14 protein-coding genes are annotated in these 14453 nt (G+C 56.7%); 4 read left to right on the top strand and 10 right to left on the bottom strand.

Annotated elements, in window-relative coordinates:
- The 3 genes from HY788_04165 to HY788_04155 all read left to right on the top strand — a co-directional run.
- A partial coding sequence (locus tag HY788_04165) for a molybdopterin-dependent oxidoreductase (protein ID MBI4773367.1) occupies positions 1-1645 on the top strand: 1645 nt, incomplete at its 5' end.
- Complete coding sequence (locus tag HY788_04160) at positions 1642-3168, top strand: 4Fe-4S dicluster domain-containing protein (GenBank protein MBI4773366.1); 1527 nt, start codon at positions 1642-1644, stop codon at positions 3166-3168. The genes HY788_04165 and HY788_04160, both read left to right, overlap by 4 nt.
- Positions 3147-4028, top strand: a complete 882-nt coding sequence (locus HY788_04155; GenBank protein MBI4773365.1) for a UPF0280 family protein — start codon at positions 3147-3149, stop codon at positions 4026-4028. The genes HY788_04160 and HY788_04155 overlap by 22 nt, the downstream gene beginning before the upstream one ends.
- Here HY788_04155 and HY788_04150 read toward each other — a convergent pair.
- The 10 genes from HY788_04150 to HY788_04105 all read right to left on the bottom strand — a co-directional run bounded on the left by HY788_04150 (position 3991) and on the right by HY788_04105 (position 13928).
- Complete coding sequence (locus tag HY788_04150; protein MBI4773364.1) at positions 3991-4848, bottom strand: carbohydrate ABC transporter permease; 858 nt, start codon at positions 4846-4848, stop codon at positions 3991-3993. The two genes, HY788_04155 and HY788_04150, sit on opposite strands and share 38 nt — an antisense overlap.
- A gap of 1 nt (position 4849) precedes the next feature.
- Entirely contained in the window at positions 4850-5794 is a 945-nt protein-coding gene (locus HY788_04145) for a sugar ABC transporter permease (GenBank protein ID MBI4773363.1), read from the bottom strand.
- 9 nt (positions 5795-5803) lie between these two features.
- Entirely contained in the window at positions 5804-6841 is a 1038-nt protein-coding gene (locus HY788_04140) for an ABC transporter ATP-binding protein (GenBank protein MBI4773362.1), read from the bottom strand.
- 183 nt (positions 6842-7024) lie between these two features.
- Positions 7025-8389, bottom strand: coding sequence for an extracellular solute-binding protein (locus HY788_04135; GenBank protein ID MBI4773361.1), 1365 nt, complete (start codon positions 8387-8389; stop codon positions 7025-7027).
- An 882-nt stretch (positions 8390-9271) separates the two neighbouring features.
- The gene (locus HY788_04130; protein ID MBI4773360.1) at positions 9272-10036 is read right to left on the bottom strand and encodes an enoyl-CoA hydratase/isomerase family protein; all 765 of its coding nucleotides are present in this window, start codon (positions 10034-10036) and stop codon (positions 9272-9274) included.
- Between the two features lie 69 nt (positions 10037-10105).
- Positions 10106-11236 carry an acyl-CoA/acyl-ACP dehydrogenase gene (locus HY788_04125; GenBank protein ID MBI4773359.1) on the bottom strand — a complete coding sequence of 377 codons (1131 nt, stop codon included), beginning with the start codon at positions 11234-11236 and terminating at the stop codon, positions 10106-10108.
- A gap of 198 nt (positions 11237-11434) precedes the next feature.
- Positions 11435-12226, bottom strand: coding sequence for a VOC family protein (locus HY788_04120; GenBank protein MBI4773358.1), 792 nt, complete (start codon positions 12224-12226; stop codon positions 11435-11437).
- Entirely contained in the window at positions 12196-12444 is a 249-nt protein-coding gene (locus tag HY788_04115; GenBank protein ID MBI4773357.1) for a hypothetical protein, read from the bottom strand. Before HY788_04115 ends, HY788_04120 begins: the two co-directional genes overlap by 31 nt.
- 35 nt (positions 12445-12479) lie before the next feature.
- Positions 12480-13484 carry an ABC transporter substrate-binding protein gene (locus HY788_04110; protein ID MBI4773356.1) on the bottom strand — a complete coding sequence of 335 codons (1005 nt, stop codon included), beginning with the start codon at positions 13482-13484 and terminating at the stop codon, positions 12480-12482.
- A 15-nt stretch (positions 13485-13499) separates the two neighbouring features.
- Entirely contained in the window at positions 13500-13928 is a 429-nt protein-coding gene (locus HY788_04105; GenBank protein ID MBI4773355.1) for a PaaI family thioesterase, read from the bottom strand.
- Between the two features lie 254 nt (positions 13929-14182).
- Here HY788_04105 and HY788_04100 point away from each other — a divergent pair, with 254 nt between their 5' ends.
- The gene (locus tag HY788_04100; GenBank protein MBI4773354.1) at positions 14183-14404 is read left to right on the top strand and encodes a NifU family protein; all 222 of its coding nucleotides are present in this window, start codon (positions 14183-14185) and stop codon (positions 14402-14404) included.
- Positions 14405-14453 lie beyond the last annotated feature (49 nt).

The following is a 14453-nucleotide window of genomic DNA, read 5'->3' as shown; positions in this document are numbered from 1 at the left end:
CCAGAATCCTCACTATGACCGGGAGGATCTGGCGTTGTTCCTCGGGGTGGAGGTCGAGAGGATACGGGTGGTGCAGGCGGAAACCGGGGGCGGGTTCGGAGGAAAGCTGGACCTGTCCGTGCAGCCTTTTCTTGCTCTGGCTGCGTGGCATCTCCACAGACCTGTTCGCATGTGTTTCACAAGAGAAGAGTCTTTTGTCGCCACGGCCAAGCGACACCCGTTTCGCATGCGCTTCACTACCGGAGCGGACGACCGGGGCCGACTTACCGCCGTGAAAGCGGACATGCTGTCGGACACGGGGGCTTTTGCATCGTATGGGTCGGCCGTGAATGCGAGGGCCGCGGTTCACGCCACGGGTCCCTATGTTGTCCCTAATGTGCACGTTCGCTGCCGCATGGCTTATACGAACAATGCCTGGAACGGAGCCATGCGGGGCTTTGGGGTGCCTCAAGCGGCTCTGGCGCACGAAGGGCAGATGGATGCACTGGCTCGCCGCCTGGACATGGATCCGTTGGAGATTCGTGTGCTGAACGCCCTGCGTAACGGATCCCGTACCGCCACCGGCCAACTGCTCAAGAGCGGGGTGGGCATGGTCCAATGCCTGGAAAAAATCCGGCCCATCTACGAAAACTGGCGACGTCGAGCGACCTCCGACCGGAACCGACTCGAGGGGGTCGGTGTGGCGGGCATGTTTTATGGCATCGGCAACACAGGGGTCTCGAATCCTTCCACGGCCCAGCTCGAATGGACACGGAAAGGCAAGCTGATCCTTTACACCGGCGCGGCGGACATCGGTCAGGGGTCGGACACGGTTTTGCGCCAATTGGCGGCGACGCGCCTTGGACTCGAGCCGGATCGAATCAAGCTCTGCCGTGGAGACACGGATCGTACCACGTCGTCGGGCGCCACTTCGGCGAGCCGCCAGACGTACATATCGGGTAATGCGGTGTTGGCTGCCGCGGATAATCTCGAGATGAGGATCCTCGATGGCGCACGCGAAGTGCTGGGCCGCCGTCATTTGGAACTCGAGCTGAAAGGCGATCACGTCGTGAGCCGGGACGACCCGGATGTTTGCATGGACGTTAATGAAGTGGTGCGGGTCATGACCGGGCGAGGCAAGATCATCAAGGGCAACGGCAGATTCGACCCCAATGTCACCTCGTTGGATCCGGAAACCGGGCAGGGCAGACCCTACGCCACGTACGCCTTTGCGGCCCAATGTGCGCGGGTGAACGTGGACACGGCCTCGGGAATGACCCATGTATCGGAGGTGGCGGCGGCGCATGACGTGGGCCGGGCCGTGAACCCACGGGCCGTAACGGGACAGATATGCGGAGGGGTGCTTATGGGCGTCGGCATGGCGTTAATGGAGGACTTCCAGACCGGCCGCACGGAAAACCTGCAACATTATCACATCCCCACGAGTGCGGACGCCCCCAGGGTAACCCCGTTCATCGTCGAGGAGCCGGAAGAGACCGGGCCCTTCGGCGCCAAGGGCGTCGGCGAGCCGGCGCTCATTCCTACGGCGCCGGCGGTGGCATCAGCCGTGAGCCGTGCCATCGGCAGGCCGATGAGGCATTTGCCGATCTCTCTGGAGAGAATCATGGAAGCTCTGAACTCGGGGCGGGAGGTCGACCGTCCATGAAGATAGACGCCGAACGATGCAACGGCTGCGGCCTATGCGTGCGCGACTGCCCCATGGAGGCCGTCGCTGTGGTAGCCAAGAAAGCGGTGATCGGCGAGACATGCGTGCAATGCCGGACCTGTTTGAAAGTCTGTCCCCGGCAAGCGGTTGAAGAGCTTGCGCTTTCCGTGGAAGGGGAGGTGGTCTGCAACGTCTGTCCGGTGAACTGCCGAATACCCGAGGGACTCACCGGCGCCTGTCATCGTTTCACCAATCGAAGTGGCGAACTGAAGCGAAACAGACCTTTGCTCACCTTCGACGAAGTCATTGACGTGGTGGGCGTCGAAACGGAGAGAATCATCCGCAGGCCGCTGTTGACAGCCATAGGAGCCGGCGGAACCTACCCGGATTACGTGCCTGCTCCCTACATCGTCAGCGATGAACGTGACGGCGTTGACGTGGTTACCGTGGTCACGGAAGCTCCGTTGAGCTATTCCGGAATCAAACTCAAAATCGACACGGACCTCGATGTAGGAAAAGAAGGCGCTGATGTACGCTTCGACGGGCGAGTCGTGGGAATGGTGGAGACCGAAGAGTACGGGTCCAAGATTCTGGCCATCGGCGGTGTGAACCGGCTCACCGGAAAAAGCGGGTTCGCCGCCGCCCGCGCCGTGGCGGCCATTGCCAACCGCGAGGCGGTGGAGCTATCCGTGAAAAACGGAGCCAAGATGAAAGTGCAGGTGGGCAAGCCACCGGTAATCGACGGCCGGACGGCCGAAAAGATGCGCGTCGGATGCGGATCCGCCACGGCGGGTCTTTTTGGGACGTTCCTGGAAAAGGCCGCGGACGAAGTCATTGTGCTGGACCACCACATCACTTCGTTGTTTACTCACCACGCTGCGGGTCGATGTCTGGGGGTTGCACCTTCAGGCCTTAAACTGACGTTCCCCGTATCCACCCCCGGCCGCTATTTCGGCGCCACCGGGCGTGGTTGGGGCGGCACAGGCCTTTCCGATCCCCTGGATGTAGTCCAATCGGTGGACACTTCAATCACCAGGCCCGGCGCCACATTGCTGATTACGGAAACCACGGGCCGACAAGCCGCCCTATACGTGCTCAGCGATGAAGGTGTGTTCGAACCCGTGGAGCTTACCCCGGCGGCCGAAGAGGCTGTGGCCGCCATCGCCGAATCCTGCCAGGACTCTCGAGTGTCGGCGGTCTATGTGGGTGGGGTGGGCGGCTCGGCCCGAGCAGGCGTGGTCCGCTATCCCTTACGTCTGACCCTTGCCGTGCATTCGGCTCTCGCCAACCTTACTTGCGGGGGCGCGCCGGTATTCGTGCTGCCGGGAGGCGGGATCACGTTTTACGTTGATGTCGAGCGGGTTAAACCCGGCGCCTTTTCGTGGGTGCCCACCCCGGCGACGGTGGCTCCCATCGAATACACCATGCGGCGCAGCGATTACGCGAAGATGGGAGGACACGTCGAGGCCATCAAACCATTCCGTACACAGGAGCCCGTGCCTTGGAACCGATCCGGGTCCTGAGAGAAGACCTTGTTCTGGTGGACTGGGGCCCCATGACGTTGAGCATATCGGCATGGGAAGGAGGGGTTCCCCGACCGGTCATCGCCGCAAGGTCCGCTCGAACGGCCTTGGGTTGCCTGTCCACGCTGGCGGATTTCCAGGAATACCTGAAGAAACCGGTTGTCGAGCTTCCTCGGGATCGGCCCCTCCCAAGAGTAGTTGCCAGGGCGAGAGATGCGGCTGCCGTTGTGGGACGGGAACTCACGCCCCTGGCTTCCGTGGCCGGCGCCGTGGCCGACGAGGTGGCGGATCGGGCGTGGGAGCTGGGCGCGGACAGGGTGATCGTCAATAATGGAGGAGACATCGCGTTACGTCTCAAAGCGGGTGAACAGGCCCGGGTGGGTATCAAGCAGATACGCAGGTTCGGAAGCCTTGCGGATGAGCCGATTCTGGGCAGGCTCCGCGTGCCGTCCGGGGATGGCGTCGGGGGTGTGGCCTCGAGCGGCTGGCAGGGGCGCAGCCATTCCCTCGGCCTGGCGGACCTGGTCACCGTATGGACCGTTACCGCCGGCCTGGCCGATGCGGCAGCGACCGCCCTGGCCAACGCAGTATACGCGGAATCCTCCGAAGTGGTGCGGCATCCGGCATGTGAGCTGGATCCCCGCAGCGACCTGAAAGACAAACCCGTAGTGTCTTATGTGGGTAACTTATCCCCCACTGCCAGGCGCGTCGCACTCCAGGCGGGAATGGACGCGGCCGCCGAACTGTTCCAGGCCGGGCTCATCCGAGGCTGCCTGATTGCCGTCCAGTCGGATCGGGCCGTCTTTGATCCGCAGCGACTGTTCACCCCTTCACGGCCCCGAGAGTCAGTCCGCCTATAAACCGGTCCACAAAGAAATTGTAGACAATGGCGATGGGTAGGGAGGCAATGAGACACCCTCCCATGAGCGCACCCCAATTATACACGTCCCCATGCACCAGAAACGTCGGCACGCCGACGCTCACCGTGTATCTGGAGGCGGACGTAACGAAGGTCAGGGTGTAGATGTATTCCTGCACCACGAGAGTAAAACTAAAAATGACCACCGTCAGTATTCCCGATTTCGAAATCGGGATGACCATCCGGATGAAAGCACCCAGTCGACTGTAGCCGTCAATCATGGCGGCTTCCTCGAGATCCTGCGGAATGGCTTTGAAAAAACCCATAAGAAGCCATATGGCGAACGGTATGGTGAAGGAGGGGAATACCAGTATGAGGGACCAGAGCGAATCCTGCAGACCCAGTTCCGCAATCACGCGCGACATGGGGATGAACAGGATGGTCGGAGCAACCAGGTAGGTGAGAAATATCACGATGCCGAGTTTTTCCCCTGTTCGACCTCCGAGACGCACGAGACTGTATCCGGCCGGAATGGCCAATGCCAGAGTAATGGCAACCACGCTTATGCCCACAATGGCCGTGTTCAGCAGCCACTGAAAAAACATCGTTTCGGTAAACAGGTGCTCGATATGCGCCAGCGTGGGCGCTTGGTTGAAAAAGAAAGGATTATTGGCGCGGTTGTAGAGATCGGCGTCCGTCTTGAAGGTGGTAATCAGCATCCACAGGAAGGGCAGGCTGGCGAAGAGCGCGAAAACCCCCAAAACAACGTAGTGTGTGATATTCTTGACGATTTCTTTGAGAAGATCAGTTTTTGTGTTCATATCAGGCAACCTCCGCTCTTCGCGCTATCCGCAGCATGAATATGGCAACGGCCAGAAGAAGTGGAAAGAGAAACAGAGCAATGGCCGCTCCCTGGGCCAAGTCGCCCGCATCGATACCCGTATAAAAGGCCTGGCTGACCAGAACCTGTGTTGAATCGTAGGGTCCCCCCCTTGTCAGCACCAGAATGATAATGATGTCCGTTGCCGTAAATACGATCCCGAACAGTACGGCCACCATGATGATGGGAAGCATCATGGGTATGGTGATCTGAAACAGCTGCCGAAAATAGCCTGCTCCGTCAACGAGGGCCGCGTCCTGGATATCCTGGGGGATGGAACAGAGTCCGGCCAGGATAATGACCGTGGCCAGAGGCAGCATACGCCACACGTGAACCGTTATGATGGAGGTCATGGCCAGGTCCGGTTTCCCCAACCACATGGGCCAGAAGTCGGGACCAAAAAGCCCCGTGTGCTGGAGTAGCCAATTGATGGGGCTGTAGATCGAGTCCAGCATCCACAACCAACCGATCACCCCAAGGGAAATCGGGGCCACATAAGGCATGAGGATAAGGGCGCGAACGAAAAACTTTCCCTTGAAATCCTTCACCAGAAGCAGCGCCAAGATTTTGGCCAGAACGATTACGATGAGCTGGGAAACGAACGTAAACAGAAGCGTGTTTTTGACGGCCGTCTGGAATTCGGGGTCCTGTATAATGTATTTGATATTCTTCAAGCCGACGAAGTTGAAGTGCGTACTGCCCACCGTCATGTCGCTGAGTGAATAAATAAAGGCCAGCACCAGGGGATAGCCGACCAGGGCCAAGACGTAGGCCACCGCCGGTGCGATCATCAGGAAGCCGAGTATCTTTTCGTTATCCACCAGCAGGCTTAGGCGGCTGTTCCCGCCCAAGGCCGCTTCTCCTGCTCGTCTGCCGCCAGTGGCCATTCCACCTCCTTAAATCGGTAGAGCATTCGTGCGAAGTCCCGTCTGTTTGCTGAAGAATTTCACGTTTCCGTTGGGCACGGCGAAGTGGTAAGTAGCGCCGGTTAGCACGGAGTAGTGAGTAAAACTGGTAGGTAGACTGGCAATCACGTGGGCGCAGTTGAATCGCTCCTCGAGGTTGCCATATACAAGCCGATCCGATCCCAGTTCCTCGATCCGCTTGACCAGGAAACGAAGTTGCACCAGGTCCCCGCGTCCCTGGTACATCTCCCGGGGAAGAAAGCATTCAGGTCGAAAGCCCACAATCCGATCTTCAAAGTCTACGAGATTCATCGGAGGGGAACCGAGGAAACCGGCTACAAAGGTATCGATCGGTTCGGTATAGACATCCACCGGGGATCCCAACTGATGCACTTTTCCCCCGTTCATCACCGCGATACGGTCACCCATGCCCATGGCTTCGACCTGGTCGTGGGTTACATATATGGTGGTAATGGCAATCTCCTTCTGGAACCGATAGAGTTCTTCCCGAGCCGATGTCCTAAGCTTGGCGTCCAGATTCGATAGCGGCTCGTCCAGGAGAAAGACGTTCGGTTCCCTCACCAGGGCTCGCGCGAGAGCCACGCGCTGCCGTTCTCCTCCGGATAGGGCGCGGGGCTTTCGATTGAGCAGGTGCTCGATGCGGAACATGGACGCCGCCCATAATACCTTCCGATTGATCTCTTCCTTGGTGGCTCCGTGCGCTTTGAGCGGGAAAGCGATGTTTTTGAAAATCGACATATGGGGGTATAGCGCATAGCTTTGAAAGACCATGGCTATGCCTCGCGCCCTGGGCGGCAGGTGGGTGACCACCCTCCCACCGATCATGATATCTCCGGCCGTGGGTTTTTCCAGTCCGGCGATCATTCGCAGCAGAGTGGTCTTGCCACACCCCGATGGACCCAGAAGGACGAGAAATTCGCCTTCCCCGCTGGTGATGTCAATTCCATCCACAGCCGGCACGTCACCGAACCGCTTTTCGAGTCCTCGCGTTTCTACTATGGCCAACATCTCCTCCATAATGCGCCAAATGGTCAGCTGAATTCGCGCCAGATCCCCCTGGGCCGGGTCCGCCCAAGGGGATACAAACATGATGGGTACGTTGTCAGGAAAACCTGCAGTGTGGAGCGGTCCTTGGGAGCAGGCGCCGCAGGCGGAGGCGGGCCGGTTCCAGTCCGGCGCCGACGGTATGCACTAGGCCATACCCTTGGCCCGCCATTTCTCGAAGATCGCCTGCACCTTCTTGTCCGCCGCTCCTATGGCCTCCTGGGGCGTCATTTTTCCTACGGCGGCCCGGGCGAACATGGTGGAGATGATCCAGGTGCTGAAAACCTCGTCAATGGCCGCATTGGCGTAACCGGGGTATCCCACATTCGTGGCCCAGTCCAGAACGTCCTCGAGCACTTTGTATTTATCCGGCGGATCCGCTTTCGGGTCATTCGCGACCAGTTGCTTAAGATCCGGGACCGTGCCGGCAAAGCAGGGGAAGTTGTAATATTCGCTCGCGAGGAACCCGCTGCGGAAATTTTTGATGTAGTCCACCAGGAACTGCTTTGCGCCGTCGATGTTCTCGGCGAACTTCCAGATACAATACACGTCCATGACGTGCTCGAGCCCCATTCTGCGCACGGGTCCTTTGCATGCCTTGGCTAGCCAGATCTTCTTGGACATTTCCGGGTCCGTCTTCTCCGCGGTTCGAGTCACGGAAATGGCGTTCAAGACCAGCGATCCTTTGCCCGAAATCATAAAACGGTTGTTGGAGGAAGCATCCCAGGTGAAGACCTCGTCCGTCATGCATTCGTCGTAAAGTGCCTTTACGAATTTGACGGCTTCCAGGGTCTCTTTGGAATTGAGGACCACGTTGCCTTCCTCGTCCTGGACGGACGATCCGTACGAATACATGATCGCGCGCATGGCCATGTTGGTATCGATCTCCGAAGCCAGGCCGATCCCCACCGGCACGTTGAATTGTTGTTTTATTTTCGCGCCGCCCGCTCGAACGTCATCCCAGGTGTCCGGGTAAATTCCAACAGCGTCCCACAAATCCTTGCGGTAGTTGACCGGATCGGGCACGAAACTGTCGGAAAAACCATAATATTTCTTGGTCTTTGGATTGAAAGTGCTTTTGATGGCGAGGTCGATGGGTTTCCCGTGATCTTTGATGCACTCGTCGTAGATCTCCTTGTGGTCGATGACTTGTTCTTCATAGTCCGGCTTGGGCCACAGGAACATAAACAGGTCGTGACCTTTCTGCGCGGAGACTTCCGCCGCCGCCCTAGCGTTAAGACCGGCCAATCCGATGTTGTCCACGATGACGTTCGTGTCGTGCTTCGCACCCCATTCCTTGACGTATGTTTCGTTGAACCATTTGTCGTAGCCCGGGACAAAGTGGACCCATTGGAGGATTTTAAGCGTCTTTTGTTCCGCGGCTCCGTAACGCGGGAAGACGAGACCGCCTGCTCCGACGGCTGCTGCGCCCGCCAACGAAGTTTTGATAAATTGTCGCCTGGTGATTACCCCTACTCTCGTCCTTTTCAACCCCTTTGTGTCCATTGCCATACGATTTCCTCCCTTTTTCGATTGGTGAAATGTTTCCTGGCAATCAGAGTTACTTTTCCGGAGTTGGGTATTCAGGTCGAGGCGATGTTAAGCTTGGGTGCTGAGATCATCGCACTCAACTCTCGGAACTGAGAACGGTCAAGAGAAGCTTCATCGGCTCTGGTTATGGAATATCGGATGCAAATGAAATCGAAAGATAAAGTGGTTGCGCAACACGGCTTGCGGAGCGAAAGCATATCCGAAAGAGACTTGACGCCGGCCGCGAAAGGACCGGCGTGACGAATTCGAGAACGAATGTCAGAGTCTTTGAAGTGATCGATGTTGGAATAGTACGGCAGCGTTCCGGTCCCGTTCGAAAAACGATCCGCCTGCTTGGTGGAGAGAACGTGGTGCAAAGGTCCAGGGTCAGATCGCCACCAACACGCTCCGATTCAAGGGAAACACGGGTTTTACCCAATGGCGTCGTGTGTGTACAGCGGAAACACCTCCTCTTCCGGGTTTCCCCATCGAGGGACGGGAAGTCGGTGTCCTCCTTCTCTGCTCACCAACCGTCCTCACATCGCAGAAATCATCCTTTACGCCGGCCCTGACATTGTCAAGCTATTTCTGGACAACGGCCTGTAATCTTTCGCGTCCACTTTGTTGCGCCAACCGGATGCATCCGGGCCACCATCCTAATACGTCAATCTACCGCACAAAGGTCGCGTACACTCGTTATCTCTTCTATGATCGAACATCGATGGAACTGGACATTTCAATCAGAGCATCAGCCCCAGGCGCCTTTGAAAGGACCGACCCGGACGGTGCATTCGAGTACTGTCTCCGCCGCCGGACGGACCGCAGGGGATCATCGCTCTTCCTCTCCTTCGCTCCGACGGCCGATCACTTCTTTTGAAAGCGGCTCAAAATACCCTGATGCTCGTCCGTCAAAGAAAGCAAAGCATCCTGAGAGGACAGGTAGTCCAGGTGGCTTCTCAGATCGGATCGAAGCCCCTGCAGGACGCCGCGTTTGATCACTTTCAAGGAGGGCAAGGGCCATTTGGTCATCTCGGCAGCCCAGGCCAACGTGTCTTCCAGGAGCGTTTCCTTTGAATACAACCGATTCACCACCCCCAAATCAAGAGCCTCTTCGGCGTTCACTTCCTTCCCCGAGAGTAGAATTTCCAGGGCATGCCCCAGCCCAACAATGCGAGGCAGAAAGTAACAGCCGCCAAAGCCCGGCGCCAGGCCCAGACGGACGTAGGATGATATAAACGTGGCGTCGGGGCTTGCAGCACGAACGTCACACGCCAAGGCCAGATCAAAACCTCCTCCGGCCGCGGCGCCGTTGACCGCGGCGACGATCAGTTTGTCTGTCTCCTCCATGAGCAGGGGCACCTTTTGAAGATGCTCCCACAAGTAGCGCTTCATGCCCCAGGATTTCAGTTTTCCATCCAGCATTTCCTGGATATCTCCCCCGGCGCAAAACGCTTTTCCCGCGCCGGTAATCACAATGGCTTTGATCCCGGCGTCACCTTTAGCGTCCTGCAGCGCCTGGATGAAGCTCTCCGCCATGGGAATGGAAAGCACGTTCAGTTTCTCGGGGCGGTTAAGCGTAATCAGGGCGATTCCGTCCAATTTTTCATACTCTAGATGAGTCAATGTCATAATCATTCTCCGCTCGAACAAATAAATGTCGGCATAATGCCGGACGAGCTCATAAAGTTGCCTGATCTATCAGGATCTATGCACCCTGCCCAGAATAGAGGATGCAATTACATTCTTCATAATTTCGGGAGTACCTCCGGCAATCTCGAGCGCTTTCACATCCCGGAGTAATCGCTCGAACGGACTGTCCCTGTAACATCCGTGGCTCCCCATTACCCTGATGGCGCTCATCACGGCTTCCGTAGCCATTTCGCCGGCGTAGTACTTCGCCATGGAGGAGAGGTTCGAGACGTCCCGGCCGGCTTCCTCGGTGTAGGCAGCCTTGTCACGCAGCAATACGGCCGCCTCGAGCTTGGTGTGGAGATCCGCCACTATCCACCTTATGCCTTGGAAATCGGCCACGTACGACGATCCTATCTTTCTTTGTTTGGCAAACTCGACGGCTCTTTCCAGAGCTTCTCTTGCCATGCCGATAAACGTGCTGGCGTTGCCCAGACGACTGAAGTTGAACGTAGTGGTAAATACGGCCAACCCGCCTCCTTCTGTTCCAACGAGCCTGGTTTCGGGGATTCGGCACTCCGAGAATTTAACGGCGTATATCGGAGAACTCCTCAAACCCATTGGGTCGAGTTTCTGCGTTACGAAAAAACCGGCCGTTCCCTTTTCGACCAGAAAAACGCTCAGACCGGCGTCGGTCTTGGCGAACACATTGATCAGATCCGCCTCGGCGGCATCGTTGATGTGTGTTTTTTCGCCATTCAGTACATAAAAGGCGCCGTCTCGTCCGGCGGAGGTTGTCATCATGGCGAAGCTGGATCCCATGTCCGGCTCGGAGATCGCCGTGGCTGCGTGGATGTCGCCTGAACAGAGGCCCGGCAGATAGATCTGCTTCAACTCTTCCGATCCGCAGACCAGGATCATCTTTTGTGTCTGGAAAATGCCGTTGTGGATCGCGCCCGCTCCCAGACGCCCCAGTTCTTCGCACAGCAGACAATATCCGGGTGTACCGAGCCCTTGTCCGCCGAAGTCCTTGGGAACCGAGGCGCCCAAGAAACCCTGGGCCCCGAATTTCTTGAAAGTCTCCCTTGGAAACACGGACTTGCGATCGTACTCGTCGATTTCCGGCGCCATGTATTGCCGGATGAAAGCCCGGGCCTTCTGCTGAAAGATCAAAAGATCCGGACCGTGTTCAAAGTCCAAGGCCCCCCTCCTTTATAGTGTCAATTGAATCGGTAAAGGCTAGGCATCTGCTGCGGATTGGAAACGCAACGCTATGCGTTTGCTTAGTTCTAATTCAATTTCATGTTTTATAACAATAGCTTATTTTAAAAAGCTAAAAAGTTCATTAGGAAAATGGCCGGAATGCCTGATCGAGGACTGAGTCCTTCTTTCACGGCCTCACGAGCGCTGGATCAACCTGAACACACATCCAAACGTATGGTCTGGAGAGAGCAGGGCGCTGTGGTCTCCGGACCAGTTCTCCAAAGGAAGAACGTTGTACTGTTCGAGGTGGCGGACAGCGTCTGAAAGGCTGTCCACTTTCAGGGCCACGTGATGGAGTCCTTCCGGCGCCGCGACGGCAGAACCGCTCCTAAAGTCGTACAGCAGAAGGAAATGGGCTTTCCCCAGAACAAAATGGTCGGACCAACAATCCAGTACGGGCTCCCTTTCACTCGAAACCATGTCCGCCCCCAATTGACGCAAGAAAAAATGCCGTCCCTCCTGGGGCTGCTCCACTCGAATCGCGACATAGTCGATACCTTTGATCATAGGATCGCGAGACGGTTTCTGAGGCTTTCTCTGCATGAGTTGCATGCCCACCAAGAGCGTGGATTTCGGATGCAGGAACGTGAACCGCATTCCCAAGGCGTCGGTTCGACCGAAGACACGCACTCCGTTTTGCTCGAGTTCCTCGGTGTGCCGGTCTATGTCCGTCACTTCCAGGGCCAGATGATGGAGGCCTTCTCCGTTCCTTTCCAGAAACTGCACCAGAAACCCATGGTCTCCCAATGGACCCATCAGTTCGAGTTCATTATCGGGGCCTAAGGAGAATACAAGGTTCGTATGAACACCATCCGCAGGGTACGAAAGGGGCATGATCAGATCGAGCTTGAATGCCGATTGAAAAAACTCGGTAGCCTGTGCGATGTCTTTTGCAGCTAGAGCAATGTGGTCGATGCCTTTGTACAATCGATTTCTCCCGCGACTTCTTTTGTTTTGATTCGAATCATCCGGAGCACTAGAGCCTGAGCTGCCGTGGAAGCGCCTTTATCCATGGCCATCGTTACAGGCGCTCCACGAGGTCCCTCACCTCGGACGCCACTCAACCCAGGGAAAAACTGCTTTGCGGCATTCGGGATCGGTATGTAGTCCAATGCGGCGGCGGATCCAAACGCTCCCACAGCCATGAACCACATCGGTGCGGCCTCTGTATTGCGGAACGTTATTCTGAGACCTTGTCCGCGCGGTCGAGCAGATCCTGAGGCACCGTGACTCCCATGGCTGAAAGCGATTTGACTTCGATCGCCAGCCGATGGACGCTAAACTCCCGGATAGGAATCTCGGAAGGTGCTTTGCCGCTCAATACGTCGAGAGATACCCGTCCGGTTTCTTTGCCCCATTCGAAGAAATCGAATCCCCATCCCAAATCGGCGCCGCCTTCCTTCACGATGGTAGGTACATCCGTGAACATAGGTATGCGCCGCTTCTTAATCAGCGGAACTATCCGGTCGAACCCTTCGAGGACGGTGTTGTCCGCCAGGATCACCACGGCTTCCGGTTCATAGTCGAGGAGCAGATGTGTTCTTTCCTCCAGCTGATCTACGGACCTGACGCGCGCTTCCTTCAATACGTAGCCGTACTTCTTACAGAATTTTCTCAGATGGTACATCTCGTAACGGGAATTGATCTCCGAGGGATTCCAGACAGTACCCACTGTTTTCAGATTCGGCATCAGGCGGCGCATCAGTTCTCCCAACTCTTCAAGAGGGGGTTCTGAGTAGGTGCCCGTGAAATTCGGGTAGTTGGATCGTTTGTTGATATTCAGGCCCAGAATCATCGGATTGATGGTGACGCCAAACACAACCGGGATTTCAACTACCATGGAAACAGCCCTGTCGAGGCAAGGACTTCCAAGAGTGACGATAAGATCTTTGGGTTCGTCAATAAAAGAGAGCAGGATCGGTTTGATCGCCAAATTGCTGCCCTCTGCGTTTGCCCACTCGACGTCAATCTCTCTCCCAAGGGTTGGAAGGCCCTCGTCGAAGGCCTCGATGAATCCGCGACGACTCTCCGCCATCAGCGGGTCGTCTACGATCTGCAACAGTCCGATCCTTGCGGTTTGGCTATCGTTCCCGGCGAGTGGTTTCTTGTGGGAACAGGTCAGGTTGCCGGCCAGAAAGATAATGGCTATGAAACAGAGCGCCGTTCTGCGTATGGTGGAATTCATGTCGCCTCTCAATTACTATGCGTCAAAAAAATAGATGGTTGACTGAAAGCGAGCCAGTATTTCTCCTATCTCGTCGCGTATGTCTACCTCGAGATGGCCGGTCCTCCTTCCCTCCTGCACTACGCGCGCCTCCGCCAGAAGGTCCTGTTCAAGGCCGGGGTTCTTGAAGAAACTCATCGTGGATTGAATCATCACCGCTTTGCGGTCCAGGCTGTTTCCGCAGACGGACCCCGCATGGTCGGCCAGCGCATACAGAGCAGCGCCGTGAATATAGCCGAATAGATTTCCGTGGCGGTCCGGACTGATTCTGACAGCGGCTCGGGCGTATCCGAGGCCCACCTCGAGGATTTTCAGGCCGAGCTGTCTGGCGAATGACGACTCGTCGGCTCGACGGGCCAGCTCTTGAAGATCAGCTTCGGGCTTGGTTTCGATATCGATTTTCATCCGGCGTTCCTCTGGATGCGGCATCAGCCGTTCCCGCGTTATACCGCATATGCGTGCAAGGGCGCCTTAGGACAGTTGGAGACATGGCCTTGCTTTAGAAGGTATATGGTATTATTCTTACCGTTGGATGGCAAGCGTCTGTTGACCTTCATCCAAAGAATTTAAATCTTAGGCAAAATTCATGGCGTGGTCGATTGGGGACGGCTGTGGATTCCACATCTGCCGGCGCGCTATGGGCCATCGGAGGTGAAAACATGACAAGAGAAGAGGTAGAAACCGCTTTAAACAAGATTCGACCAGCCCTGCAGGCGGACGGCGGTAACGTGGAACTAGTGGGTTTGGACGGAAACGTGGTAAAGGTAAAGCTCACAGGTGCTTGCGGGGGGTGCCCCATGTCACAGATGACTCTGAAAATGGGCATCGAGAAGATTCTCAAACAGGAGATTCCTTCCGTAGAGGCGGTGGAATCCGTATAGGGGTGTGTCCATTCGGCTTTCCGTGGACGCAAACGGGGTGCGGGGAAGC

The organism is Deltaproteobacteria bacterium (assembly GCA_016208165.1).
GTDB lineage: Bacteria > Desulfobacterota > Desulfarculia > JACQYL01 > JACQYL01 > JACQYL01.
This window is presented reverse-complemented; position numbering and strand designations above follow the sequence as displayed.